Origin of the sequence: Microbacterium sp. 11MF (assembly GCF_000383475.1) — a bacterium.
GTDB classification, from domain to species: Bacteria; Actinomycetota; Actinomycetes; order Actinomycetales; family Microbacteriaceae; genus Microbacterium; species Microbacterium aquilitoris.
Genome location: NZ_KB911460.1, coordinates 52,072 through 76,747, shown reverse-complemented (window position 1 = coordinate 76,747; position 24,676 = coordinate 52,072). Strand labels below are relative to the sequence as shown.

Below are 24,676 nucleotides of genomic sequence, written 5' to 3'. Positions count from 1 at the left end.
CGATCGTGGGGTGACCACGACCGCATCGCCGCGTCGTCCGCGAAAGGATGCCGCGTCGAACCGCGCCGACATCCTCGCAGCGGCGGCGGCCACCATCGCCCGCGACCCCCACGCCCCGATCGACGCCATCGCGCGCGCCGCAGGGCTCAGCCGACGCGCGCTCTACGGGCACTTCGACGACCGTGACGCGCTTCTGCGCGCCATGATCCTCGGCGGCGCGGAGCGGTTCAACGCCCTCGCCGACGGCGTCGACGACAGCGGTCCCGCCCCTCTCGCCCTCGCCCGCCTCGCCCTGGCGCTCTGGGACGGCGCAGCCGACGTGCAGTTCGCCGCGACCGTCGCCCTCGACGATTCGCACATCGAGGAGACCGCCGCGGTGCTGACCCCCGTCCGCCGCCGGGTGCTCGCGATCGTCACGCGGGGGCGCGACGAAGGCACGATCCGCACCGACATGCCCGCGGCAACGGTCGCCCGGCTCGTCGAGGAGGCGGCCCGCACCGTCATCACCCGGCTCGACACCGGTCGCCCCGAAGCCGCCTCGGTCGCGGTGCGGACGATCCTCGGGGTCGCCGGTCTCGGTTGGCGCGAAGCCGACGAGGTGCTGGAAGGAGCCCGCGCATGAAGATCGTGCTCGACGACGTCTCGAAGGGACGCAACGGCGGCGTCCTGCCGGCGACCCGGCTCGCCTTCGCCTCCGGTCGCGTCACCCTCACCACCGCCGAGACCGAGCAGCGCCCCTCCGTGCTCGGTCTCATCGCGAGCGGCCGCATGCGCCCCGCCACCGGTACCGTCACGATCGACGGCCGCCGCAGCCCTCGCAGGATGCGGAAGGTCGTGGCACTTGTCGACGCCCCCGACGTCAACGACCCGGCTCCCGACATCGCCGTCGTCGGCGTGGTGGAGGAAGAGCTGATGTTCGCCGGGCGCCGTGCCGATCCGCTCTCGGCGCGCCGGTGGCTCGACGACCACGGCTGGCGGACGCTCGCCCGCACCCCGATCGGACAGCTAGAGGCGGACGACCGCATCCGGATGCTGCTCGAACTCGCCGCCCTGCGCCGCGGGATCGAGGCGCTCGTCCTCGTCTCGCCCGACCGTCACGGCGGCGACCCGCGGCACTGGCAGCGCATCGCCGAGGACTTCGCCGCGCGCGGCTTCGCGGTCCTGGTCATCGCCGGCACCGCCGCGGCGACCGCGCTCGACGCAGAACCGCCGGCCCCACGCGGCCGCGTCGGCAGGCCGCGCATCCGGCCCACATCGTCGCTGCGCCGCCGGCGACGCCTGCTCACTCGCACGTCTACCGAAGGCATCCTCTCGTGAAGATCCCCGCTCTGTTCGCGGCCGAGCTACGCCGCCTCACCTCGACCCGCATGCGGGTCATCGCACTGATCGCGCTCATCCTCGTGCCCGTCCTCTACGGCGGCCTGTACCTGTGGGCGAACCAGGACCCGTACGGAAACCTGTCGGAGGTGCCGGTCGCCCTCGTCGTGCAGGACGACGGCGCCTCGCTCAACGGCGCCGACCGCAACCTCGGCGACGAGGTCGCCGACTCGTTGATCGAGGACGGCAGCTTCGACTGGCATGAGGTGGATGCCGCCGGTGCCCACCGGGGCCTCGACGACGGTACGTTCGACTTCGCCGTCACGCTCCCCGCCGACTTCACCTCCGCCGTCGCCTCCATCTCGTCGAAGGACCCGCGTCAGGCGGAGATCGACCTGACGACGAACGACGCCAACAACTACCTCGCCTCGACCATCGGGTCGCAGGCGGTCCAGCGGATCCGGACCACCGTCACGGAGAAGGTGGTCCGCGAAGCCGGCCTGACCATGCTCGACGCCCTGAACACCGTCCGCGTCAAGCTCATCGACGCCGCCGACGGCGCCGGAAAGCTCACCGACGGGCTCGGAAGCGCCGGCGACGGCGCCGACACCCTCGCCGACGGCGCCGGGACCCTCGCCGCCGGGACGTCGAAGCTCCGCACGGGCGCCGCGTCGCTCGCGTCGGGCGTCGACACGCTCTCGAGCGGCCTCTCCTCGCTCACGTCGGGCGCCGAGCAGGTCTCCGGAGGCACGGCGAAGCTGCGCAGTGTCGCCGACCGCGTGGGATCGGCCGCCGACCGCGTCTCGTCCGCCGTGCCGACCGTGCGCAAGGACCTCACGGCCGCCCTGAAGAAGCGCGGGCTCGACGACGCGCAGATCGCGGACGTCCTCGAGGTCGTCGATCCGATCGGCACGCGGGTGGGTGAACTCGACTCCCGCGTCCAGCAGGCCGTCGCCCAGATCGACGCGCTCGACAACGGCGCCGCCCAGGTCGCCCGAGGAAGCGCGAAGCTCGCCGCCGGTGCCGCCACCGCGGCGACCGGAGCGCACACGCTCGCCGACGGCGTCGCGAGCGCCGACAGCGGTGCCCACAAGCTCGACGACGGGGCGCACACCCTGGCGACCGGCATCCACAAGCTCGACGACGGCGCCGCCACGCTGCGTGACGCCCTCCGCGCGGGTGCCGAGAAGCTCCCCGACGACAGCGCCGACACCCGCAAGGCGCAGGCCGCGACGCTCTCCGACCCGGTCGGGATCGCCGAGGACTCCCTCACCCAGGCGCAGAATTACGGCGCCGGTCTCGCGCCCTTCTTCGCCGCCCTCGCCGGCTGGATCGGCATCTACGCGCTCTTCCTCATCGTGAAGCCGATCTCGAAGCGGGCCGTCACGGCGCTCCGCTCCCCCATCCGCGTCACCCTCGCCGGCTGGCTGACGCCGGCCGCCCTCGGCGCGGTGCAGATGGTGTCGCTGTTCGGCGTGCTCTCGATCGCCCTGGGGTTCTCTTTCACGCATCCGCTGCCGACCCTCGGCATCCTGCTGCTCGCCTCGGCGACGTTCGCGGCGATCATCCTGGCGCTCAACGTCTGGCTGGGATCGGTGGGCCAGTTCGTCGGACTCGTCCTCATGGTGCTGCAGCTCGTCACGGCCGGCGGCACGTTCCCGTGGCAGACGCTGCCGGCACCGCTCGCGGCGCTCCACCACGTGCTGCCGATGGGGTTCGTCGTCGACGCGATGCGGCAGGTGATGTACGGCGGTGTCGCCGGCAGGGCATGGACGGATGCCGCGGTCCTCGCGACGTGGCTGGTCGGCGCGCTGCTGGTCGCCATGGCCGGCGTGACCCGGATGACGTTCCGGCGCACCATGCGCGACCTGCAGCCGAGCCTCATCGGCTGAGGGTCAGCCGCCCGCTCCCGGCGGGGTCTCCTTCGCGTCGGCGAGTTCGTCGACGTGCAGGTTCCGGCGGTCGATCGTGCCGTTGCGGTACGCCTGCCGGCCGACCATGTGCGCCGACAGCGGTGCGGTCGCGAACTGGATGAGCAGCACCGGGACGAGGAAGGCGACGACCGGCCAGGACTGCAGCTCGAGCCCGACGGCGATCGCGATGAGCAACAGGCCGAGCACCTGCGGCTTGGTCGCGGCGTGCAGACGGGTCGGGACGTCGCGGAACCGCAGCAGACCGATCGCGGCAGTGAGGCAGAGGAGGGCCCCGGCGAGGATCAGCAGCAGCGACACAACGTGGAGGATCTCGGTCATCGGTCGACCTCCGAGTCGCGACGAGCGACGAAGCGGGCGATCGAGACCGACCCGAAGACGCCGACCGCGGCGACGATGAGGAGCACCGGCAGCGTGCGGGTGTGGTGGTTGATCGCCATCTCGGCCCCGAGGGCGCAGATGAGCAGCGTCAGCAGGACGTCCGAGGCGACGGCGCGGTCGAGGATCGACGGGCCGACGATGATGCGCCAGACCGTGAGCAGCGCGGCCACGCCGAAGACGGCGCTGATCACGACGATGAGGACGGCGGTCACGAGCGCTCTCCCTTCACGGAGGTCCGGACGTCCGCCTGGGATGCGCGGATGGCGCCGAGCTGGGCCCGCGACCCGACGGCCCGAACGAGCCGGGCCTCCCACCGCTGCACCAGGCGACGCTGCGCCTCGACCTCGGCATCCGTCGACGCTCCGAGGACGTGCAGGTACAGGATCCGGCGGTCGCGGTCGGTCTCGAGGACGAGCGAGCCCGGGATGAGGGATGCCGTGACCCCGACGTGCGCCATGATCAGGTCGTCGTCGGTCACGAGCGGGACGGCGACGACGGAGACGCCGGGCTGACTGCGCGGCGAGACGACCTGCCACGCGACGACGAGGGAGCCCTTCACGACCGCGCCCAGGAACTGGAGCAGGAAGACGAGCAGCCACCACGGGTTGAGGCGTCCCGACAGTTCGACGGGGGGCAGACGGAAGACGCTCGTGACGAAGACGGCCACGACGACGCCGGTGAGGAAGGCGAGCACCGTGAACTGCCCCCACAGCAGCATCCAGAGGGCGATGAGCCACAGGAAGAACGGCAGCTGCCGCCAGATGCCGGTCAGCGCACTCCGTCGGATGTCAGTTCCCACCGTTCACCTCGTCCTGCAGCTGCGTGAGGCTCACGGGGTTCAGCAGCGATGCTCCCATGCTCGCGCACAGGTGGTAGAGAGGCCCGGCGAAGACGGTGAGGGCGATCGTGACCGCGACCATGCCCGTCGTGGAGGCCGTCATGATCTTCGGGATGACGCGACGCTCGGTCTGCACACCGGCGGCGGGAGCGTCGTCGAGGTACGAGATCCGGTCGATGACGCCGGACTCCTCGTTCGCGTCCTCCTCCTCGCGCCAGAACGACAGGTTCCACGCGCGCATGAGGGCGTACAGGGTGAGGAGGGACGTCACGATCCCCGCGACGATCAGGGCGTACATGATCGGCGTGCCCACCGCGGCGGCCGCGTCGAACAGCGCGTATTTGCCGATGAAGCCCGAGAAGGGCGGCAGGCCGCCGAGGTTGATCGCCGGGATGAAGTAGAGCACCGCCAACAAGGGCGCGGCCCGCATGAGGCCCTTCACCTTGAGGATCGAGGTCGATCCCGCGCGCCGCTCGACGAGCCCCACCGCGAGGAAGAGCGTCGTCTGCACGACGATGTGGTGGACCATGTAGTAGACCGTCGCGCCGAGCGATTCGGGCGTCGCAATCGCGAGCCCGAAGACCATGTATCCGATGTGGCTCACGAGCGTGAACGACAGGATGCGCTTGAGTTCGGCCTGGGCGACGGCGCCGAGGATGCCGACGATCATGGTGGCGAGCGCGACGATCAGCAGCAGCTGATTCACGTCGTTGTCCCGGAAGATCTGCGTCTCGGTGCGGATCATCGCGTAGACGCCGACCTTGGTCAGCAATCCCGCGAACACCGCGGTCACGGGAGCCGGCGCGGTCGGGTACGAGTCGGGCAGCCAGAACGACAGCGGGAAGACAGCGGCCTTGATGCTGAAGGCCAGCAGCAGCATCAGGTGCAGGACGAGCTGCACCTCATCGGGGAGCTCCCCCATCCGGTCGGCCAGCTGCGCCATGTTTACCGTGCCGAGGGCGCCGTAGATTGCCGCGATCGCGGCGAGGAACAGGATCGACGAGACCAGCGAGACGACGATGTAGACGACGCCGGTGCGGATGCGGGACTCCGTCGACCCCAGCGTGATCAGCACGTACGAGGCGACGAGCAGGATCTCGAAGCCGACGTAGAGGTTGAAGAGATCACCGGCGATGAACGCGTTGAAGATGCCCGCGGCGAGGATCAGGTACGACGGGTGGAAGATCGAGACCGGCGTCTCCTCGTCGCCGTCGGCGGCACCCTGTCCGACGGAGAAGAGCAGCACCGCGAGGAGCACGATGCTCGAGACGAGCACGAGCAGGGCGGCCAGTCGGTCGACGTAGAGGACGATGCCGAACGGGATCGGCCACCCGCCGACCGAGACGGCCAGCGGCATCCCGCTCACGTCGACGTAGTAGAGCAGCACGGCGGCGATGGCGGCGGCCACGGTGAGGGTCACGATCGAGACGCCCACCTGCACGCGCCGACGGCGACCGAAGATCAGCGCGATGCCCGCGCCGAGCAGCGGCAGGGTGACGAGGAGGGGGACGAGCGCGCTCACCGGTGGCCTCCCGGCTTGTCGAGGCCCGCGTCGTCGCGAAGTTCGGCGATGTCCTGCGCATGGAGGATCAGGATGGGGGAGGTCTCCGTCCCGATGAAGTCGGTCGTGGCGTCGTCATCCTCTTCGGTGATCTCGTCGTCCATCGTCTCCTCGTCGCGGGCGCCGCGCTCGCGCACCTCGCGGTCGGCCTCGTCATCGGCGACCGTGTCGGCCTGCCCGAGCTGCCACGACCGGTAGATCAGGGCGAGCAGGAAGGACGAGATCGCGAACGTGATGACGATGGCCGTCAGTGAGAGGGCCTGCGGAAGCGGATCGCTGAAGGTCTCGCCCTCGCTGGCGCTGCCGAAGAAGGGGGCGACGCCCGGCGCGCCCATGACGATCAGGAGGAAGAGATTGGCCGCGTTGCCCAGCAGCAGGAAGCCGATGAGGACGCGCGTGAGGCTGCGCTCGAGCATCGCGTAGACCCCGGCGGCGAACAGCGCACCCATGATGATGACGAGGACGAGCGAGACGGTCATGCGCTCACCCGATCCCGCTGCGCCTGCGTCTGGCGGTCGACCTCGGCGCCCAGCGAGCGCAGCACATCGAGCACGAGACCGATGACGACCAGGTACACGCCGACGTCGAAGATCGTCGACGTGACGAACTCGACGTGACCGATGACCGGGATGTTCGCCTCCCAGAACGTACTCGTGAGGGGTGCGGCGCCGAAGAAGAGCGGCACGATCGCGCACGACAGCGCGAGGACCATGCCCGCTCCCAGCAGCCGACCGGCATCCGTCGGCGCGGCCGCACCCAGCTCCCACCGCCCTCCCGCGACGTAGCGCATGACGAGGGCCATACCGGCGACCAGACCGCCGGCGAATCCTCCGCCGGGCAGGTTGTGCCCGGCGAAGAGCAGATAGACCGACACGACGATGATCGAGTGGAAGAGGACGCGGACGATCACCTCGAGCAGCAGCGACCGATTCTCGGGCTTCACCTTGAGCCCGCCCACGAGCCACGCCTGCCGGGTCGAACCCGGTGCGGTCGAGCGGGGGCGAGGACCGTCGGCCGTCTCGACGAGCGGGCGACGGCTGCGACCCGTGCTCGACGGGAGCGACGGCAGGACCCGGCTGTCGGAGCGGTTGGTGACGAACACGAGGGATGCCACGCCCGTCGCCGCGAGGATGAGCACCGACAGCTCGCCCATCGTGTCCCACCCGCGGAGGTCCACGAGGGTCACGTTGACGACGTTCTTGCCGTGCCCGATCTCGTAGGCGAGGTCGGGGAACGGGCCCGAGACCGGGTCGGCGACGCGTGCTCCCGTCGCGATGAGGGCGACCGCCGCCATCGTGACGCCGACGCCGATGCCGATGACGGCGCGGACGACCGGGAGCACCGAGGCGTTGTGGTCTCCCAGGCGAGCCGGGATGCGGCGGAGGACGAGCGCGAACGCGATGAGCGTCACCGTCTCGACGAGGATCTGCGTGAGCGCGAGGTCCGGTGCGCCGCTCGTCGCGAACAGCAGCACCATGCCGAGACCGGTCACCGAGACGAGCACCACGCCCGTGTACCGCTTGCGCGCCCGGATCGCCACGATGCCCGCCAGGATCATGACGGGAGCGGCGAGCAGCTGCGCCGGGCTCTGCCAGGCGTCGACCGCGATGCGCCATTCGGTCGTCGCCGCCAGCGCGGTGGCCTCGGCAGCGATGAAGACGACGAAGATCGTGCCGACGTAGAAGGGCAGCGATCCGCGCTGGGTCAGCGACGTCGTCCAGACCGAGAGCTTCGCGATACCGCGCAGCGCCAGGTTGTAGATGTCGTTCGCGGTGAACGGCAGCATGCGCGCCGAGAGCGGACGCCGCTGCGTCGCCCAGAAGAAGACTGCACCCAGCGCGATCGACCCCAGCGACAGGAAGAGCGCCGGTTCCCACCCATGCCAGAGGGCGAGGTGGTATGCCGTGCCGGCGTCGTCGAGCGGGATGCCGTCGGCATAACCGGCGAGGGCCGAATCGAGCACGGGCGCCGCAAGGCCGGCGACCATCGTCAGACCGCTGAGGACGACCGGGGCCACGAGGAAGCCGATGGGCGGGTCGGGCCACTCGGTGCGCTCGCGCGGCGAGCCCGAGGCATCCTTCTTCGTCCAGAAGGCGCCCCATACGAAACGGATGCCGTACGCCGCCGTGAGCGCCGACCCGCCGAGGATGCCGATCAGCGGGATGAGGGCCGCGGGAGACGCGCCACCCTCGAGGAAGGACGTGAGAGCCGCCTCCTTCGCGACGAAGCCGACCGTCGGGGCGACGCCGGCCATCGACGCGATCGCGATGATCGAGAACGTGGCGAGGGTCGGGGCCTGCCGCCCCACCCCCGACAACTCCGTGATGTCTCGGGTGCTGAGCTGCCGGTCGATCACGCCGACGATGAGGAACAGCGCGGACTTGAAGAGGGCGTGGCCCACGAGCAGAGCGAGGCCGGCGAGCGCGCTGTTGCGTTCGCCGTAGCCGAGGACGACCGTCAGCATGCCGAGCTGGCTGACGGTGCCGAAGGCGAGGATGCGCTTGAGGTCGGATTCGCGGAGAGCCTGGAAGCCACCGAGCACCATCGTGAAGACCCCGAGGCCGATGACGATCGGGCGCCAGGGGTCGGTGTCGGCGAACGCGGGCGCGAACCGGGCGATGAGATAGATGCCGGCCTTCACCATGGCCGCCGCGTGCAGGTAGGCGCTGACCGGTGTCGGCGCGGCCATGGCGCCGGGCAGCCAGAAGTGGAACGGGAAGATGGCCGATTTGCTGAGGGCGCCCACCAGGAGCATGACGATCGCTGCATCCAGCGCGACCGCTTCGCCGCCCTGGAAGACGGGTCCGGTCTCGATCATCGTGGTGATGCTGGTCGTGCCGTAGAGGACGACGAGCATGACGACGCCGATCAGCATGACGAGTCCGCCGAGGGTCGTCACGAGCAGCGCTTGCAGGGCGGCGCGCCGGCTCGCGCCGCGGCGGTGATAGAAGCCGATGAGCAGGTACGAGAGGACGCTCGTGACCTCCCACAGCATGATGAGCACGACGATGTCGTCGGTGAGCACGAGTCCGTACATCGCGCCGGCGAAGGCCAGGAGGACCGCGGAGAACGTCGCGAGGCCCTCGCGCTTGCCGGCGAAGTACCAGCGGCAGTAGATCATCACGAGCGCACCGACGCCGGTGACGATGAGCGCCATGACCCACGAGAGAACGTCCATCCGCATCGAGAGCTGGACGTCGAGATCGGGGATCCAGACGTATGTCTCGAACGGGATATCACCCGAGAGGACCTGCGGCGCCTGCATCGCCGTGTGGAGGAACGCCGCGATCGGCACGAGAGCGGCGACGAGGAAGGTGCGCGATCCCAACCGGGCGACGAGCGTCGGCAGAACCAGGGGGACGAGCGCGAACGCCGCGAGGAGGATCAGCAACCTGGCCTCCTCTGCGCAATCGGGGGTCGAGGATTTCAGTCTACCGGCTGAGGCAAAGGCGGCGCCCGGTTGCCTCTCAGGTCAGACCGTTAACGGACCGGTTGTGTTCCCCCGGCGGAATGTGCACGTCAGGGTGACGGATGCCGGATCCCGCCCGTCGAGCATCGCCACAACCGCCTCGCCCGCAGCGCGACCCTTCGCGAGGGAATCCTGCTCGAGGGTCGTGAGGGCGTACGGCGCGAGACCGTCGACCGTGATGCCGTCGAAACCGGTCACGCTGAGGTCCTCGGGCACACGCAGGCCGGCCTCTTCGGCTGCGCGGATGACTCCGGCTGCGAGCAGGTCGCTCTGCGCCATGATGGCGGTCGGTCGATCACCGGCGAGCAGGACCCGGCCCGCGGCGAGGCCCTCGTCGATCGAGCTCTCACTGACCGCGTACGCCGGCGCGTCGGGAAAGACCTCTCGCGCGCCGCGCAGGCGGTCGCGGGTGACCTCGACGGTGATCGGGGCGGAATCGTCGATGAAGCCACGAGCCCGCGCGGCGTCGGTGGACAGCGTCACGAGCGCGACGTCGTCGTGGCCCAAGGAGCGCACGTGCTCGGCCGCGGCGCGCTGCGCGTCCACGTTGTCGAGTAGGACGCGGGGGACGTCGGATCCGGCATCCCCCTCGATCACGACGACCGGGATGCCCCGGCGACGGAGCACGTCGACCGAGGACTGCAGGATCTCGTTGCAGCCGAGCAGGATCGCCGCGTCGAGCGGGGCGGTCGTGAGCGTAGGGCCGGACTCGGCGGGCCCCTCGTCGGTGAGGAGCAGGATGCCGGCGCCGATCGGACCGAGCGCGTCGGTGAGGCCGTCCATCATGGCGGTCGTCACGGGGTCGCGGAACGCGACGCCGAGACGTTCGCGGAACAGCACCGCGACGACGCCGGCCCGGCCGGTGCGCAGGGAGGCGGCGCGAGGATCGGGGCCCGTGTAACCGAGCGCGTCCGCGGCCTGCATCACCTTCGCGCGGGTCGTGTCCGAGACGGCGACCTTGCCGCTGAAGACGACGGATGCCGTCGAGGCCGACACTCCGGCTTCGCGCGCGACATCCGAGATCGTCGCTCGGCGGCTGCTCATGTTTTCGATCGTAGCCGCCGGAATCCGTTTGTCGAATCGATTCGGAGATCCCGCTAGAGTGACCGTCATGACCCTCGAGCTCACCTCTGCACGCCTGTGGACCTGGCGTCTCGCCGTGTTCGCGATCTTCACCGCGAGCGGTCTGAGCATCGCCACGTGGGCGTCACGGGTTCCGTCCATCAAGGCGGCGCTCGACATCGACAACGCCACGATCGGGCTCCTGCTGCTCGGCATGGGAGCGGCCTCGATCATCGGCCTCTCGGTCTCCTCGATGATCGCGGCACGCATCGGTACCCGACGCGGCATGCTCGCGGTCATGCTCGTCCTGTCGGTAGGGCTCTTCCTCATCGGCGTCGGCACCGACGTCATCCCGTCGCTCCCCCTCGTCCTCATCGGGCTCGCCCTGTTCGGTTTCGGCAACGGCACCCTCGACGTCCTCATGAACGTCGACGGTGCCGCGATCGAGGTCGAGGTGAAGAAGACGATCCTGCCGCTGTTCCATGCGTTCTTCAGCCTCGGCACCGTGATCGGTGCCGGCATCGGCGCCTTGGCCGCGAGTGCGCGGCTCGCGGTGTTCCCCCACACCGCCGTGATCGCGATCTCGATCGTGGTCCTCGCATTCGTCGCCTTCCGCTACGTGCCGCACCGGGAGTTCGGTTCGCCTGAGGACGCACCCACGGGGTGGCGCAACCGACTCGCGACCGCACTGTCGGCGTGGCGCGAGCCGCGCACCTACGTCCTCGGTGTCGTCATGCTCGGCATGGCGTTCGCCGAAGGCGGCGCGAACGACTGGCTGGCCCTCGGTGTGAGCGAGGATCACGAGGGCGGTTTCGCGCTCGGCGCGGCAGCCCTGACCGTGTTCTCGATCGCCATGACGGTCGTGCGCGTCTTCGGCGGCCCGCTCGTCGACCGCTTCGGCCGGGTCGCGACGCTTCGCGTCCTCGCCGTGACGGCGGTGGCCGGCATCCTGCTGTTCATCCTGGCGCCGAACCTGCCGCTCGTCTTCGTCGGCGCGGCCCTGTGGGGCATCGGCGCCTCGCTCGGCTTCCCGCTCGGGATGTCGGCGGCGGCCGACGATCCGGCCCGCGCGGCGGCACGAGTGAGCGCGGCGGCGACGATCGGCTACGTCGCGTTCCTGTGCGGGCCGCCGGTCCTCGGCCTGATCAGCACGCACATCGGTCTGCTGAACACGCTGTTCATCATTGCGGCGCTGGTGGCCGCGTCAGGGTTCGCCTCCGGTGCGGCGAAGCCGCTGCCGGGCACGCGCGGCACCAGCCACTGACGGGGATCAGAAGAGGCGGGGCGCGCCTGACTCGATGCCCTTCATCTCGTCGTAGTCCAGGGTGACGCAGCGGATGCCGCGATCGGTCGCCAGGACCTTCGCCTGCGGCTTGATCTCCTGCGCAGCGAACACCCCTGTGACAGGGGCGAGGTGCGGGTCGCGCCCGAGAAGTTCGAGGTAGCGCGTCAGCTGCTCGACACCGTCGATGTCGCCGCGGCGCTTGACCTCGACCGCGATCGTGCCGCCTTCGGGGTTGCGCAGCAGGAGGTCGACCGGACCGATCGCCGTGGGGAACTCGCGTCGCACGAGCGTCAGGTTCTCGCCGATCACGCCGACCTGCTCGGCGAGCAGCCGCTGCAGATCGGCCTCGACCCCGTCCTTCACGAGACCGGGATCGACGCCGAGTTCGTGCGACGAGTCGTGGAGCACCTCGTAGATGCGGATGGTGAGCTCGTCGCCGGTCTTGGCGTGGGTGACGCGCCACTTCTCGACGACGTCGACGTCGTCCTCGCCGGGCTCGATCACCGTCAGGGTGCACGGCGGGCTCATCCAGTTCAGCGGTTGGTGCTGGATGTCGCGGTGGAACGCGACCGTACCGTCCGCCTTCACCATGATGAGACGGGTGGCGGGGGGCAGATGCGTGTTCAGGCGACCGGTGTAGTCGACGGAGCAGCGGGCGATGACGAGACGCACGGCGACGAGCCTACCCGCGGCATCCGTCCCCGTAGGCTGGACGCATGACGACGAGCTCCCCCTGGTCCTGCATCCTCTGGGACGTGGACGGCACGATCGTCGACGCGTCCGTCGGCATCCTGAGCCGCCTCGATCGCTGCCTCACCCACTTCGGGTACGCGGCGCCGACGCGCGCGGAACTGGTCCACTGGATCGGTCCGCCGATGTACGACTCGTTCCAGAAGAACGTCGGGATGACGCCGGAACAGGCCACCGAGGCGGTCGCCTACTACCGGGCTCTCGGCAAGGCCGACGGCTACACCGCGAACGTGGAGCTCTACCCGGGAGTCGGGGAGCTGATCGCGGATGTCGCGGCAGCCGGCATCGCGCAGGCGACCGCGAGCTCGAAGCCCGAGGTGCAGGTAGTCGCGCTCATGGAGCACTTCGGTCTGTCAGAGCACATGCAGGCCATGGCCGGTGCGACTCCGGACGAGATGACACTCGCCACGAAGGCGGACATCGTCGCCGAGGCACTGCGCCGCCTGAAGGCGGCGGGGGCGGACACGAGCCGCCCGGTCCTCATCGGAGACCGCCATCACGACGTCGACGGGGCCGCCGCGAACGGCGTCCCCGTCATTTTCGTACGGTGGGGCTTTAGTTGGCCCCACGAGAGTGAAGGGGCGCAGGCGGCGGTCGACACGATGGCCGAACTCCGCCGCCTGCTCCTCACTGCTGAGGTGTAAAACCTCAGACGGGGCGAATGTTCTCCGCCTGCAGGCCCTTGGGGCCCTGGGCGATGTCGAACTCGACTCGCTGGTTCTCTTCCAGCGAGCGGTAGCCCGAAGATTCGATGGCTGAGTAGTGGGCGAAGACGTCGGCGCCGCCTTCATCGGGGGCGATGAACCCGAAGCCCTTTTCCGAGTTGAACCACTTGACGGTACCGCTGACGCTCATGAACTGCCTTACTGATTGTTGCCGGCGACACGTCCGCCGGTCCTTCCCCAACCTAGCCCCCGCAACCTGTACAGTCACCCCCTCCGTAGGAAGGTGACACAAACGTTGCCCGCCGGACACCGATCGGTGACCAATATGACAAGCCCGCGACATGTCGTAATACCCCCCGGGGTATAGTCAGAGGTATGCGCACCATCATCATCGGTGGCGTCGCCGCCGGCATGTCCGCGGCGACCCGACTCCGCCGGCTCGACGAACACCGCGAGATCGTGGTATTCGAGCGCGGCTCCTACGTCTCTTTCGCGAACTGCGGACTCCCCTATTACGTGGGCGGAGTGATCGAGGATCGCTCCTCGCTGCTGCTGCAGACACCGGCATCCCTCGCCGCGCGCTCCGCGCTGCAGGTCCACGTCCGCCACGAGGTCGTCGCGATCGATGTGGCCGCGCGGACCGTCACCGTTCGCGACCTCGACGCCGGCGACGAGCGGATCGAACCGTTCGACGACCTCGTCCTCGCGATGGGTGCGACGGCAGTCGATCGCCTTCCCGGTGACGGGATGCCGGTGGTCACCCTGCGCAGCGTCGAAGACGTCGACGCGATCACCGACGCCCTCGCCGATGTCGCGTCGCCTCGAGCGGTCGTCGCGGGGGCCGGGTTCATCGGCATCGAGGCGGTCGAGAACCTCGTCGCCCGCGGCGCGCACGTGACGCTCGTCCAGCGAGGACGGCAGGTGCTCAGCCCTCTCGACCCCGAGATGGTGTCGCCCGTCCATCGCGCACTCGCCGACGCCGGCGTCGACCTCCGCACCGGTGTCACGGTATCGAGCGTCGACACGGAGGCCGTCACGCTCTCCGACGGCACCCGGGTGCCCGCCGATCTGGTCGTCGACGCTCGCGGCGTCCGTCCCGACGTGCGAATCGCCGAGGCCGCCGGAATCGCGCTCGGGGCGACGGGCGGCATCGCCGTCGACGACCGACATCGCACGAGCGTCCCCGGGGTGTGGGCCGTCGGCGACGCGGTCGAGAAGACCGATCACCTCGACGGGCAGGCGACCCTCGTCACGATGGCGGGTCTCGCGAACCGCCACGGGCGCGCCGCAGCCGACGACATCGCCGGCGCACCCACCCCGGCCGTGACTCCCGCCCTCGGCACGACCATCGTCGGGGTGCTCGGTCTCACCGTCGGGCTCGTCGGCTGGAGCGAACGCCGACTCGTCGCGGCAGGCCGGCCGCATCGGGTCGTTCACACGCATCCCTTCTCTCACGCGACCTACTACCCCGGCGCGGAGCAGATGGCGATGAAGCTCCTCATCGACCCCGAGACCGACCTCCTCCTCGGCGCTCAGATCATCGGGCGGGCCGGCGTCGACAAGCGGCTCGACGTCCTGGCCGTCGCGATGACGACCGGGCTCACGGCATCCGCTCTGACCCAACTCGAACTCGCCTACGCACCGCAGTACGGGTCGGCGAAGGACGCGATCAACATGGCCGGGTACGTCGCCGAGAACCTGGCGACGGGCGCCGATCGCACGATCCAGTGGCACGAGGTGGATGCCGCCCGCGCGGCCGGCGCCGTCGTGGTCGACGTCCGCACGGCCGGCGAGCACGATGCCGGCTCGATCCCCGGCTCGATCCTGCTCCCGCTCGACGAGCTCCGCGAGCGGCACGGCGAGCTCCCCGCTGCGCCGCTCATCGTCCACTGCAGGGTGGGCCAGCGAGGTCACACGGCCAGCCGCCTCCTGCAGCAGCTCGGTCACGACGTCCGCAACCTCGACGGCGGATGGCTCACCTGGACCGATGGCGTCGAGGCGGGGCTTCCGCAGGGCGGGTCCGCCCAATAGCGTGACCGGATGACCGGACTCACTCCGTATCTCCACTTCCCCGGCGTCGCGCGCGATGCGCTCACCTTCTATCAGGAGGTCTTCGGCGGCGGCCTGGTGCTGCACACCTTCGGAGACTTCGGACGGGAGGACGGGCCGAGCGACTTCATCGCGCACGGGATGCTGAGCGGGCGCGTCGAGCTGTTCGCCGCCGACGGTGGGCCGGGCGATCCACCGCTGGAACTGCGCGGCGTCATGTTCTCTCTCCTGGGCACCGCCGAGCCCGCCGAGCTCGAGACCTGGTTCGCGACGCTCGCCGACGGCGGCAGCGTCATCGATCCGCTGCAGCTGCGCGCGTGGGGCGACCATGACGGCACCGTGACCGACCGCTTCGGGGTCACCTGGCTCATCGGTTATCAGGGCTGACCGGGCTATCAGGGCGGACCGGGCCCCGGGCGCGTGAGTATGCTCGGCCGCGTGAGCGTACTAGGGATCGGCGGGCTCTTCTTCCGCAGTCGTCATCCGCAGGCACGGGCGGAGTGGTATCGCCGACACCTCGGCATCGATGCCGGCGCCGAAGGCCAGGGAGCCGTCTGGCAGCAGGATGCCGGGATGACGGTCTTCGCGCCGTTCTCCGCCGACAGCGACTACTTCGGGGCGGACCAGCCGTTCATGCTGAACCTTCGGGTGAGCGAGCTCGACGCCCTCGTCGCGCGTCTGGAGGGCGCCGGGGTCCCGGTCCAAACCCGCCCGGAGTGGGAGACGGAGTACGGCCGGTTCGTCCGGATCGTCGACCCGGAAGGACTCGAGATCGAACTGTGGGAGGCGCCCGAAGACGGTTCCGGCTAACTTCAGCGGGCTGCCCGACGGCTCCGGACGAACGCCGAGACGACGGCGACGGCTGTTCCCGCAACGATGCCGATGAGCGTCTCCCCCAGTCGGTCGCTCAGCAGCACGCCGACGGTGGTCGGTGCCGCGAGCTGGACCATCAACAGCGCGAGCGGCGTGATGAAGATCATCGCGATCGCGTAGTTGCGACCCACGAACAGTTCGGCAGTCGCCTGCAGACCGACGGCGATCAGGATGACCCCGAGGGGAGGCACGCCCAGGGCGAGGATGGCTGCTGCCACCAGAACTCCGAGCGCGGTCCCGATGAGCCGCTGCAGTCCGCGGATGATGCGCGCCTTCACGTGCGGACCGCTCACCGCCGCGACCGCGCCGACCATCGCCCAGTACCAGTGGGAATCCAGGAGCAGAAGCCCCGCGATCCCGCCGAGGAGCGTCGCCACCGCCACCGTGACGGCCATCTCCGTGGCCACAGCGCCGACGGCGATGCGGTTCTTCGTTCGCGCCAGGCGCGGAAGCCCTCGGGCCGAGACTGCCTCGTACACGAGCGTGATGAGGATCGAGAAGACCACGGCCGCGAGACCCACAGCGAGGACGTCGATCAGCCGTGTGGCATCGGCGGGAACGGATGCCGTCGCCCCCGCGGCGAACACGATGAACAGCGCTCCCGGCGGATGCCACTGGGCCGAGTACGCGAGCAGGGTGACGACCGAGGCGACCGCCGACACGACGACGATCGCCCACGGCGCCGCCAGCTGGGCGACCGACGTGGCCGTGCCGATGAGCATGGCGGTGACCAGGACCGCGCCCGCGGCCGCCTGCATCCTGACGCGATCGCCGATCGGATCGGTGCGCCCGTAGAGCGAGGCGAAGGCTCCGAAACTCGCGTAGATGCTGAGATCGAGCCGGCCCATCGCCCAGAGGACGAGCAGGGGGACGCCGACGCTGATCGCGGCACGGATCGCCACCGTGTGATCGCGGTCGTAGGGCGCGACACGGATGACCCCGGTCCAGATCCGGCCACGCGATGCACTCACCTCAAGAGCCTACGCGCGCGGAAACAACGAAGCCGGTCGGTGGTGAGGTTCTCACCACCGACCGGCTTCGTGTCGCACTGTCTGTGCGCGAGGGGGGAGTTGAACCCCCACGCCCTTTCGGGCACTGGCACCTGAAGCCAGCGCGTCTGCCTATTCCGCCACTCGCGCGAACCCGTGTCGCCACGGGATCAACTTTCCGAGGATATCATGGCGCGAGCCCGCCGGAGAAACAGCCGCAGCCTTGTTCCCCAGACCCTGCCAGGGTCGACAACTAGCATGTGAGCACCGGTCCAGACTGCCTGAGGAGCCCCGTGGGACTACTTGACAGCTTCGAGAAGGGAATCGAGCGCGCCGTGAACGGTGCGTTCGCCAAGACCTTCCGCAGCGGTGTGCAGCCTGTCGAGATCGCCTCGGCACTGCGGGCCGAGCTCGACGCGAAGGCCGCCGTCGTCTCGCGAGACCGCATCCTCGTTCCCAACACGCTGGTCGTCCGGCTCGCGCCGGCGGACCACGAACGCATGGGGACGCTGGGCCGTGCCCTGCACGACGAGCTGCTGCAGCTCGTCGAAGCCCACGCGAAGAGCCAGCAGTACAGTTTCGCCGGGCCCGTGTCGCTGCGGATCAACCCCGACGAGTCGCTCAGCACCGGGACGGTCCGCGTCGATTCCGCCTCCGCGAGCGTCGACGACGTCTCGTGGCACGGTGTCGTCGAGATCGACGGCACCCAGCACCCCCTCACGGCCAGCCGCACGGTCATCGGCCGGGGGACGAATGCCGACATCACGATCTCCGACGCCGGCACCAGCCGCCGGCACGTCGAGATCCTCTGGGACGGCCGCCGCGCGATGGTCCGTGATCTCGGCTCCACCAACGGCACGCAGCTCAACGGTGTCAAAGTCTCGGAGGCGGCACTCGAGCCGGACTCCGTCGTCACCATCGGGCGCACGCGCATCACCTTCCGCGTCGTTGCGCAGGCCTCCCGCATCCCCCCGCGGCCGCAGGATCCCGCGACCCGCATGTTCGACATCGGAGGCCAGGCATGAGTGAACTGACGCTCCTTCTGCTGCAGATCGGGTTCCTCATCCTGCTGTGGTTCTTCGTCTTCGCGGTGGTCTACTCGCTGCGCGCCGATCTGTTCGGTGTCAAGGTCCGCAAGATGCCCGAGCCCGTCGCCGCTGCGCCCGGCCCCGTGGCGACAGCGCCGGCCAACGCCGAGACGTCGATCGTCTCGCCGATCACCAATCGCCCGGCCGCCCCGAGCGGGCCGCAGAAGGCCACCCGCAGCACCGTCTCCCGCATCGTCATCACGAGCGGTCCGAAGGCCGGGCTCGAACTCCCCCTCGGCGACGAGCCCCTGACGATCGGCCGATCGAGCGAATCGGGTCTCGTCATCCGCGACGACTACACCTCGAGCCACCACGCGCGCCTCGTCCTCTGGGGCGAGCAGTGGATGGTGCAGGACCTCGATTCCACCAACGGCACCTGGCACGACGGCGAGCGCGTCGCCTCTCCCGTCCCCGTGATCGTCGGAGCGCCCATCAAGGTCGGCGCAACGACGTTCGAGCTGCGGAAGTAACGGCCCGCACCGATGGTCTTCGAGGGTTCGAGCGCCGCGATCTCCCATACCGGGAAGGTCCGGTCCAACAATCAGGACTCGGGCTTCTCCGGCTCGAACCTGTTCGTCGTCGCCGACGGCATGGGCGGCCACGCCGGTGGCGACATCGCCTCGAGCATCGCCGTCCACCACCTCGAAGGCCTCGACCACGGCTTCCCGACTCCGGCCGAGGCCGAGCGCGAACTCCGCGAGTCGATCGTGGATGCGGCGCACGTCCTCGTCGACACGGTCGCCGAGCGTCCCGAGCTGGCCGGTATGGGAACGACGGTCAGCGCCGTCCTCATGGTCGACGAGTACGCCGTCATCGCCCACATCGGCGACTCGCGCGTCTACCTCTTCCGCGACGGCGTGCTCACTCAGATCACGACGGACCACACCTTCGTGCAGCGTCTCGTCGACTCGGGACGCATCACGCCCGAAGAAGCGCGGTACCACCCGCGGCGCTCCGTCCTCATGCGCGTCCTCGGCGACATGGGCACCGACCCCGAGGTCGACGCCTTCATCATGCAGACCCAGCCCGGCGACCGCTGGCTGATCTGCTCCGACGGTCTCTGCGGCGTCGTCGACGATGCGCAGACCGCCAAGGTCCTCCGGCAGGACCTCGCCCCCGGCCGCACCGCCGACATGCTCTTGAAGCTGGCGTTGGATGCCGGTGCCCCCGACAACGTCACGATCGTCCTCGTGGACGTGGGCGGGCGGCATCCGATGTACAGCGGGACCGCGACGATCGTCGGTTCCGCCGCGACGCCGAAGGGCATCGAGATCCCCGTCGCGCGACCGGCGCGTACCGGCTGGTTCCAGACCGGGCGCCAGGCGGCCAACGAGCCGAGCCACTTCGAGCCGGCGGCGGAGTACCTCGAGGAACTCATCGAGGAGGACCGCCGTCGTGCCCGGCGCCGTCGCGTCTGGTGGTTCGTCGGCTTCCTCGCGATCATCGCGGTCATCGCCGCAGGTGTGTTCGCGGGCTACGCCTGGACGCAGACGCGGTACTTCATCGGCGCCGACGACGACAGCGTCGTGATCTACCGCGGCATCCAGCAGGACATCGGCCCGATCTCGCTGTCGACACCCTACGAGGACACGAACATCCTCCTCGCCGACCTGGACGCCCTCGAGCGGCAGTCGGTCGAGCAGACCATCTCCGCACGATCCCTCGCCGACGCGCAGGCGATCGTCGACAACCTCCGCCAGGGGACCCCATGACAGCCTCGGTAGAGACCGACACCACGGTCATCAAGGCACTGCGCAAACTGCGGATGCCGGCCACCCAGCGCAACCGCGAGCTGGGGCTGCTCCTGTTCGCCATCGTCGTGACGACCGTCGCGGTCATCCTCGTCCAGCTGGGCACCCGCGACCAGATCGACCCGACGTTCCTCTCGTACTGCGGCGGCCTGGCCGGACTCGCCTTCGCTATGCACATCGTCACGCGGATCTGCGCGCGCGACGCCGACCCGTTCGTCCTGCCGATCGCGACGCTGCTGACCGGTCTCGGGATCGCGATGATCTACCGCCTCGACATCGCCGAGGACCGTGCGGGCTGGGGATCGCTCGGTTTCCGTCAGCTCGTGTGGGCGGCAATCGCCATCGCCGGCGCGATCCTCATCGTCATCTTCCTCCGCAACTACCGCGTCCTCTTCCGCTACACCTACGTGTTCGGCCTCAGCGGCATCCTGCTGCTCCTGCTTCCCTTCGTGCCGGGGCTCGGCATCAAGGCCGGCGCGGACGTCTGGGTGTCGATCGGCGGCGTCTTCTCGTTCCAGCCCGGTGAACTCGCGAAGATCTGCCTCGCCGTCTTCTTCGCGGGATACCTCGTGCGCACCCGCGAGGCGCTCAGCTCCGTCGGCACGAAGTTCCTCGGCATCACGTGGCCGAAGGCTCGCCAGCTCGGCCCCCTGTTGATCATCTGGGGGGTCTCGCTCGGGATCATCGTTCTGCAGCGCGACCTGGGCACCGGCATCCTGATCTTCGGAATGTTCATCGCGATGCTCTACGTCGCGACGGGAAAGGCCAGCTGGGCGATCCTCGGGGTCCTCCTCGCGGCGGGCGGCGCGATCGTCGCATCGCGGATCCTGCCCTACGTCGGGTCCCGCTTCTCGAACTGGCTCGACGCGTTCAACCCCGACTACATCAACGGCAGCAGCTACCAGCTCGTGTCGGGCATCTTCGGTCTCGCGCACGGCGGACTGATCGGCACCGGATGGGGCCTCGGCCGCCCCGACCTGACACCGCTCGCGCACAACGACTACATCCTGCCGAGCCTCGGTGAAGAGCTCGGCCTCGTCGGTGTGTTCGCGATCCTCGCGCTCTACATGGTGTTCGTGAGCCGCGGCATCCGCATCGGCATCGCCGGTCAGGACGACTTCGGCAAGCTCCTCGCGACCGGGCTCTCGTTCACGCTCGCCCTGCAGGTGTTCATCATGGTCGGCGGTGTCACACGCGTCATCCCGCTCACGGGTCTGACCATGCCGTTCCTCGCGGCGGGCGGTTCGTCGCTCATCGCGAACTTCCTCATCATCGCGATCCTCCTCCGGATCTCGGATGCGGTTCGCTCCAGGCCCCGGGTGGTGATCGGATGACCAAGCAACTCCGCCGACTGAGCGTCGTCGTGCTCTTCATGTTCCTCAGCCTGTTCGCGGCGACGAGTGTCATCCAGGTGGCCCTGGCCGGTCAGCTCAACGAGAACCGGGAGAACCGCCGCACCCTGTACGACTCGTACGAGGTGCAGCGCGGCACGGTCTACGCGGGCAGCACGGCGATCGCCTCGTCGAAGCCGAGCGACGACGTCTACAGCTGGATCCGGACGTACCCGGATGCCGAGATGTGGGCGCCCGTGACGGGGTTCATCAACCCCGTCCTCCGCTCGTCGACGGGCATGGAGTACGCCATGAACGCGGCCCTCGCCGGAACGGGAAGCCAGCAGTTCCTGACCCGTCTCGACCAGATCGTCAGCGGTCAGCCGGCGCGCGGATCGAACGTCCTCCTCTCGCTCGACCCGAAGGTTCAGAAGGTCGCCTACGACGCGCTCGACGGTCTCGAGGGCGCGGTCGTCGCGATGGAGCCCGACACCGGTCGCATCCTCGCGATGGCCACGAGCCCCAGCTACGACACGAACCTGCTCGCCTCGCACAACAGCTCGTCCGTGAACGCGGCGGATCAGAAGCTGCAGGCCGACCCGCTGCGTCCCCTCACCAACCGGGTGACGCGCGAGACCGAGCCCCCCGGGTCGACGTTCAAGCTCGTGGTCGCCTCGGCGGCGCTCGCGTCGGGCAAGTACACGCCGGACTCGACGTTCGACAACCCCGCCACCTTCACGCTCCCCGGAACGACGAACGTCCTGCACAACTTCGATCGCGGCACGTGCGGTCCGGGCGAGAAGACGACGCTCGAGACAGCTCTGCGGCTCAGCTGCAACATCCCCATGGCCGAGCTCGCGCTTGAGCTCGGCACTGACGCGATCCGGGAGCAGGCGCAGAAGTTCGGGTTCAACTCGGCCTTCGAGATCCCGCTCGACGTGACCGCGTCCAGCTACCGTGAGGGCTTCGATGAGCCGCAGACCGCGCTGAGCGGCATCGGCCAGACGGATGTCCGCGCGACGCCGCTGCAGATGGCCATGGTCGCCGCGGGGATCGCGAACGACGGCGTCGTCATGAACCCGCGCATGGTCGACCGCGTCGTCGCGTCGGACCTGACGGTTCAGGACGAGCCCGCCGACACCGAGTTCGGCCGGGCCGTGTCGCCCGAGGTGGCCCAGACGATGACGCAGCTGATGATCGGCAATGTCAAAAACGGCGCCGCGTCGGGTGCGAGAATAGACGGAGTCGACGTCGCCGGGAAGACCGGAACGGCGGAGCACGATCCGGGGGACCCGTACACGCTGTGGTTCACCGGTTTCGCCCCCGCGGAGGACCCCAAGGTGGTCGTCACGGTGATGGTGGAGAACGGTGGTGGGCTCGGCCAGAACGGAACGAGCAACGGGATCGCGGCCCCGATCGCGAAGAAAGTGATTGAGGCGGTGCTGAGCGAATGAGACCGACGCAGGGTGTGAGCTTCGGCGGACGGTACGAACTGGCTTCGCGGATCGCGATCGGCGGCATGGGCGAGGTCTGGGAGGCCACCGACCACGTCATCGGGCGTACCGTCGCCATCAAGATCCTCAAAGACGAGTACATGGGCGACCCCGGGTTCCTCGAGCGTTTCCGCGCCGAGGCCCGCCACGCCGCGCTCGTCAACCACGAGGGCATCGCCAGCGTGTTCGATTACGGCGAGGAGAACGGCTCCGCGTTCCTCGTGATGGAACTCGTCCCCGGCGAAGCCCTGTCGACGATCCTCGAGCGCGAGGGCGCGCTGTCGACCGACAAGACGCTCGACATCGTCGCGCAGACCGCCTCGGCGCTCCAGGCCGCCCACGCCGCAGGCCTCGTCCACCGCGACATCAAGCCCGGCAACCTGCTCATCACTCCCGACGGTCGCGTGAAGATCACCGACTTCGGCATCGCGCGCATCGCCGATCAGGTGCCCCTCACCGCGACCGGTCAGGTCATGGGCACGGTCCAGTACCTCTCGCCCGAGCAGGCGTCGGGTCACGCGGCATCCCCCTCGACCGACATCTACTCGCTCGGCATCGTCGCGTACGAGCTGCTGGCCGGCCGACGCCCATTCACGGGCGAATCGCAGGTCGCGATCGCGATGGCGCAGATCAACGACACCCCGCCGCCGCTTCCCGACACGATCTCGGAGCCCGTGCAGCGCTTCGTGATGAGCATGATCGCGAAGAAGCCCGACGAGCGTCCGGCGTCGACCTCGGCCGTCGCCCGCGCTGCAGGTGCACTCCGCCGCGGCGATGTCGCCGGCGCGGCCGCAATCGTTCCGGCGATCGCCGGCGCCGTGTCACCGGATGCCTTCACGCAGCTCCTGACGTCCAACAACGGCACCGACGCGACGACCCGCCTGCTCCCCTCTGCGGGCGCGGCCGGAGCAGCCGCCGGCGCGGCCGCCGGCGTCGGCGCAGCGGCCGGCGTCGGGACCGGGACAGCCGCCCTCGCTACCGAGCAGCCCGCTCGCCAGCAGCCCGCCAAGAAGAAGCGCAGCCCGTGGACCTGGCCCCTCGTGGCCCTCATCGTCCTGCTGTCCGTCGTGCTGATCGGTGCCCTCGTCACCCTCTTCCAGCCGACCGGCGAGACGGGCCCGACCACGCCGCCGCCCAGCAGCCCGGCCGCGGTGTCCAGCCCGCCGCCGTCCTCGGCGCCGCCGTCGACGCCCGCGGCGCCGACCTCGGCAGATCCCGAGTCCTTCGACATCGAGGGCAAGTCGTGCGAGGACGCAAGGCAGATCCTCAACGACAACGGCTTCGCCAACGTCGTCTGCGAACGCGGCGACCAGGCGAACACCGACGACCAGGTCGGCAAGGTCTACAGCATCGACCCCACGGGGAACGTGCAGTTCGACCGTGAGATCACCCTGCTCTACTACGACAAGACGACCCAGATGCAGACGCCCGCCGCGCCGAGCATCCAGGGCGGCAACGACGACGGCACCGTCACGGCCGGGTCGACCGTGCGGATCATGTGGGACAGCTACACCTGCCCCGCCGGTGCACCGCAGGCCACGAGCTACACGATGACCCTCTCGGGCGGCGTCTTCCAGAAGAACGGCGAGTCGACCGCGAGCTTCGAGATCGGCGACCGTCCGCAGGAGGTCGTCGTCGGCACGAACAGTCAGGCCCTTTCGGTCACGTACAACGTCACCTGCAACGGCGAGGGCACCGAGCGGGTCTCGGGAGAGTCGTCGGAGGCTGCGGCATCCATCGTCCCCGCTCAGGAGGAGACCCCTCCCGCTGACGGTGGCGACGGCGGCGGCAACGGCAGCGACGGCTGATCACGACCGCATTCAGCAGGCTTTCGAACACGGTC

The 24,676-nt window shown here is 69.5% G+C and carries 24 protein-coding genes and 1 tRNA gene; 14 read left to right on the top strand and 11 right to left on the bottom strand.

Features of this window, described 5'->3' with window-relative positions; genetic code table 11:
- Nucleotides 1–10 precede the first annotated feature (10 nt).
- From H286_RS0107355 to H286_RS0107345, 3 genes are read left to right on the top strand one after another with little or no spacing between them, the layout of a single operon-like run.
- Nucleotides 11–622 (top strand): TetR/AcrR family transcriptional regulator, encoded by a 612-nt coding sequence (locus tag H286_RS0107355; protein WP_018187846.1) that lies wholly within the window; start codon nt 11–13, stop codon nt 620–622.
- On the top strand, nt 619–1,317 hold the full coding sequence (locus H286_RS0107350) for a hypothetical protein (protein ID WP_020097625.1): 699 nt from the start codon (nt 619–621) through the stop codon (nt 1,315–1,317). The genes H286_RS0107355 and H286_RS0107350 overlap by 4 nt, the downstream gene beginning before the upstream one ends.
- Nucleotides 1,314–3,209, top strand: coding sequence for a YhgE/Pip domain-containing protein (locus H286_RS0107345; RefSeq protein WP_018187844.1), 1,896 nt, complete (start codon nt 1,314–1,316; stop codon nt 3,207–3,209). The genes H286_RS0107350 and H286_RS0107345 overlap by 4 nt, the downstream gene beginning before the upstream one ends.
- 3 nt (nt 3,210–3,212) lie before the next feature.
- Here H286_RS0107345 and mnhG read toward each other — a convergent pair whose 3' ends face one another.
- The 7 genes from mnhG to H286_RS0107310 all read right to left on the bottom strand — a co-directional run bounded on the left by mnhG (nt 3,213) and on the right by H286_RS0107310 (nt 10,541).
- Nucleotides 3,213–3,569: a monovalent cation/H(+) antiporter subunit G gene (mnhG, locus tag H286_RS0107340; protein ID WP_018187843.1), complete on the bottom strand. Its 357-nt coding sequence runs from the start codon at nt 3,567–3,569 to the stop codon at nt 3,213–3,215.
- Entirely contained in the window at nt 3,566–3,841 is a 276-nt protein-coding gene (locus tag H286_RS0107335; protein ID WP_018187842.1) for a monovalent cation/H+ antiporter complex subunit F, read from the bottom strand. The genes mnhG and H286_RS0107335 overlap by 4 nt, the downstream gene beginning before the upstream one ends.
- Entirely contained in the window at nt 3,838–4,428 is a 591-nt protein-coding gene (locus H286_RS0107330) for a Na+/H+ antiporter subunit E (protein ID WP_020097624.1), read from the bottom strand. The genes H286_RS0107335 and H286_RS0107330 overlap by 4 nt, the downstream gene beginning before the upstream one ends.
- Nucleotides 4,418–5,989, bottom strand: a complete 1,572-nt coding sequence (locus H286_RS0107325; RefSeq protein ID WP_018187840.1) for a Na+/H+ antiporter subunit D — start codon at nt 5,987–5,989, stop codon at nt 4,418–4,420. Before H286_RS0107325 ends, H286_RS0107330 begins: the two co-directional genes overlap by 11 nt.
- Nucleotides 5,986–6,507, bottom strand: coding sequence for a Na(+)/H(+) antiporter subunit C (locus H286_RS0107320; protein ID WP_018187839.1), 522 nt, complete (start codon nt 6,505–6,507; stop codon nt 5,986–5,988). Before H286_RS0107320 ends, H286_RS0107325 begins: the two co-directional genes overlap by 4 nt.
- On the bottom strand, nt 6,504–9,419 hold the full coding sequence (locus tag H286_RS0107315) for a Na+/H+ antiporter subunit A (RefSeq protein ID WP_020097623.1): 2,916 nt from the start codon (nt 9,417–9,419) through the stop codon (nt 6,504–6,506). Before H286_RS0107315 ends, H286_RS0107320 begins: the two co-directional genes overlap by 4 nt.
- Before the next feature lie 81 nt (nt 9,420–9,500).
- Complete coding sequence (locus H286_RS0107310) at nt 9,501–10,541, bottom strand: LacI family DNA-binding transcriptional regulator (protein WP_020097622.1); 1,041 nt, start codon at nt 10,539–10,541, stop codon at nt 9,501–9,503.
- 67 nt (nt 10,542–10,608) lie between these two features.
- Here H286_RS0107310 and H286_RS0107305 point away from each other — a divergent pair, with 67 nt between their 5' ends.
- Nucleotides 10,609–11,823 carry an MFS transporter gene (locus tag H286_RS0107305; RefSeq protein ID WP_028497434.1) on the top strand — a complete coding sequence of 405 codons (1,215 nt, stop codon included), beginning with the start codon at nt 10,609–10,611 and terminating at the stop codon, nt 11,821–11,823.
- 6 nt (nt 11,824–11,829) lie between these two features.
- Here the strand turns inward: H286_RS0107305 and nucS are convergent, their stop codons facing one another.
- Nucleotides 11,830–12,516: an endonuclease NucS gene (gene nucS, locus H286_RS0107300; RefSeq protein WP_018187835.1), complete on the bottom strand. Its 687-nt coding sequence runs from the start codon at nt 12,514–12,516 to the stop codon at nt 11,830–11,832.
- 44 nt (nt 12,517–12,560) lie between these two features.
- On the opposite strand from nucS, the gene H286_RS0107295 reads away from it, so the two are divergent.
- Nucleotides 12,561–13,238, top strand: coding sequence for an HAD hydrolase-like protein (locus H286_RS0107295; protein ID WP_018187834.1), 678 nt, complete (start codon nt 12,561–12,563; stop codon nt 13,236–13,238).
- Nucleotides 13,239–13,242: 4 nt separating this feature from the next.
- Here H286_RS0107295 and H286_RS0107290 read toward each other — a convergent pair whose 3' ends face one another.
- On the bottom strand, nt 13,243–13,449 hold the full coding sequence (locus tag H286_RS0107290) for a cold-shock protein (protein ID WP_018187833.1): 207 nt from the start codon (nt 13,447–13,449) through the stop codon (nt 13,243–13,245).
- A 185-nt stretch (nt 13,450–13,634) separates the two neighbouring features.
- Between H286_RS0107290 and H286_RS0107285 the strand changes: the two genes are divergently transcribed.
- The 3 genes from H286_RS0107285 to H286_RS0107275 are packed head-to-tail and all read left to right on the top strand — an operon-like array spanning nt 13,635 to nt 16,118.
- Nucleotides 13,635–15,290 (top strand): FAD-dependent oxidoreductase, encoded by a 1,656-nt coding sequence (locus tag H286_RS0107285; protein ID WP_020097620.1) that lies wholly within the window; start codon nt 13,635–13,637, stop codon nt 15,288–15,290.
- 9 nt (nt 15,291–15,299) lie between these two features.
- Entirely contained in the window at nt 15,300–15,695 is a 396-nt protein-coding gene (locus tag H286_RS0107280; protein WP_020097619.1) for a VOC family protein, read from the top strand.
- Nucleotides 15,696–15,734: 39 nt separating this feature from the next.
- Nucleotides 15,735–16,118, top strand: a complete 384-nt coding sequence (locus H286_RS0107275) for a VOC family protein (RefSeq protein ID WP_020097618.1) — start codon at nt 15,735–15,737, stop codon at nt 16,116–16,118.
- 2 nt (nt 16,119–16,120) lie between these two features.
- Here H286_RS0107275 and H286_RS0107270 read toward each other — a convergent pair whose 3' ends face one another.
- The gene (locus tag H286_RS0107270) at nt 16,121–17,152 is read right to left on the bottom strand and encodes an FUSC family protein (RefSeq protein WP_020097617.1); all 1,032 of its coding nucleotides are present in this window, start codon (nt 17,150–17,152) and stop codon (nt 16,121–16,123) included.
- A gap of 84 nt (nt 17,153–17,236) precedes the next feature.
- A tRNA-Leu gene (locus H286_RS0107265) sits at nt 17,237–17,320 on the bottom strand.
- Nucleotides 17,321–17,463: 143 nt separating this feature from the next.
- Here H286_RS0107265 and H286_RS0107260 point away from each other — a divergent pair.
- Genes H286_RS0107260 through H286_RS0107235 form a run of 6 tightly spaced genes read left to right on the top strand, consistent with a single transcriptional unit; the run spans nt 17,464 to nt 24,641 of the window.
- The gene (locus H286_RS0107260) at nt 17,464–18,195 is read left to right on the top strand and encodes an FhaA domain-containing protein (RefSeq protein WP_020097616.1); all 732 of its coding nucleotides are present in this window, start codon (nt 17,464–17,466) and stop codon (nt 18,193–18,195) included.
- The gene (locus H286_RS0107255; protein ID WP_018187825.1) at nt 18,192–18,728 is read left to right on the top strand and encodes an FHA domain-containing protein FhaB/FipA; all 537 of its coding nucleotides are present in this window, start codon (nt 18,192–18,194) and stop codon (nt 18,726–18,728) included. Before H286_RS0107260 ends, H286_RS0107255 begins: the two co-directional genes overlap by 4 nt.
- A 12-nt stretch (nt 18,729–18,740) precedes the next feature.
- On the top strand, nt 18,741–19,970 hold the full coding sequence (locus tag H286_RS0107250) for a PP2C family protein-serine/threonine phosphatase (RefSeq protein WP_018187824.1): 1,230 nt from the start codon (nt 18,741–18,743) through the stop codon (nt 19,968–19,970).
- Nucleotides 19,967–21,343 carry an FtsW/RodA/SpoVE family cell cycle protein gene (locus tag H286_RS0107245; protein ID WP_020097615.1) on the top strand — a complete coding sequence of 459 codons (1,377 nt, stop codon included), beginning with the start codon at nt 19,967–19,969 and terminating at the stop codon, nt 21,341–21,343. Before H286_RS0107250 ends, H286_RS0107245 begins: the two co-directional genes overlap by 4 nt.
- Nucleotides 21,340–22,794 (top strand): peptidoglycan D,D-transpeptidase FtsI family protein, encoded by a 1,455-nt coding sequence (locus H286_RS0107240; protein ID WP_020097614.1) that lies wholly within the window; start codon nt 21,340–21,342, stop codon nt 22,792–22,794. The genes H286_RS0107245 and H286_RS0107240 overlap by 4 nt, the downstream gene beginning before the upstream one ends.
- Nucleotides 22,791–24,641 (top strand): protein kinase domain-containing protein, encoded by a 1,851-nt coding sequence (locus tag H286_RS0107235; RefSeq protein ID WP_081630848.1) that lies wholly within the window; start codon nt 22,791–22,793, stop codon nt 24,639–24,641. Before H286_RS0107240 ends, H286_RS0107235 begins: the two co-directional genes overlap by 4 nt.
- Nucleotides 24,642–24,676 lie beyond the last annotated feature (35 nt).

Bases quoted from the DNA above. Each gene is read 5' to 3' on its own strand.
- H286_RS0107350 (WP_020097625.1), top strand. From the start codon at position 619: ATGAAGATCGTGCTCGACGACGTCTCGAAGGGACGCAACGGCGGCGTC.
- mnhG (WP_018187843.1), bottom strand. From the start codon at position 3,569: ATGACCGAGATCCTCCACGTTGTGTCGCTGCTGCTGATCCTCGCCGGG.
- H286_RS0107320 (WP_018187839.1), bottom strand. From the start codon at position 6,507: ATGACCGTCTCGCTCGTCCTCGTCATCATCATGGGTGCGCTGTTCGCC.
- H286_RS0107310 (WP_020097622.1), bottom strand. From the start codon at position 10,541: ATGAGCAGCCGCCGAGCGACGATCTCGGATGTCGCGCGCGAAGCCGGA.
- H286_RS0107305 (WP_028497434.1), top strand. From the start codon at position 10,609: ATGACCCTCGAGCTCACCTCTGCACGCCTGTGGACCTGGCGTCTCGCC.
- H286_RS0107295 (WP_018187834.1), top strand. From the start codon at position 12,561: ATGACGACGAGCTCCCCCTGGTCCTGCATCCTCTGGGACGTGGACGGC.
- H286_RS0107290 (WP_018187833.1), bottom strand. From the start codon at position 13,449: ATGAGCGTCAGCGGTACCGTCAAGTGGTTCAACTCGGAAAAGGGCTTC.
- H286_RS0107285 (WP_020097620.1), top strand. From the start codon at position 13,635: ATGCGCACCATCATCATCGGTGGCGTCGCCGCCGGCATGTCCGCGGCG.
- H286_RS0107280 (WP_020097619.1), top strand. From the start codon at position 15,300: ATGACCGGACTCACTCCGTATCTCCACTTCCCCGGCGTCGCGCGCGAT.
- H286_RS0107275 (WP_020097618.1), top strand. From the start codon at position 15,735: ATGCTCGGCCGCGTGAGCGTACTAGGGATCGGCGGGCTCTTCTTCCGC.
- H286_RS0107255 (WP_018187825.1), top strand. From the start codon at position 18,192: ATGAGTGAACTGACGCTCCTTCTGCTGCAGATCGGGTTCCTCATCCTG.
- H286_RS0107250 (WP_018187824.1), top strand. From the start codon at position 18,741: ATGGTCTTCGAGGGTTCGAGCGCCGCGATCTCCCATACCGGGAAGGTC.
- H286_RS0107245 (WP_020097615.1), top strand. From the start codon at position 19,967: ATGACAGCCTCGGTAGAGACCGACACCACGGTCATCAAGGCACTGCGC.
- H286_RS0107240 (WP_020097614.1), top strand. From the start codon at position 21,340: ATGACCAAGCAACTCCGCCGACTGAGCGTCGTCGTGCTCTTCATGTTC.
- H286_RS0107235 (WP_081630848.1), top strand. From the start codon at position 22,791: ATGAGACCGACGCAGGGTGTGAGCTTCGGCGGACGGTACGAACTGGCT.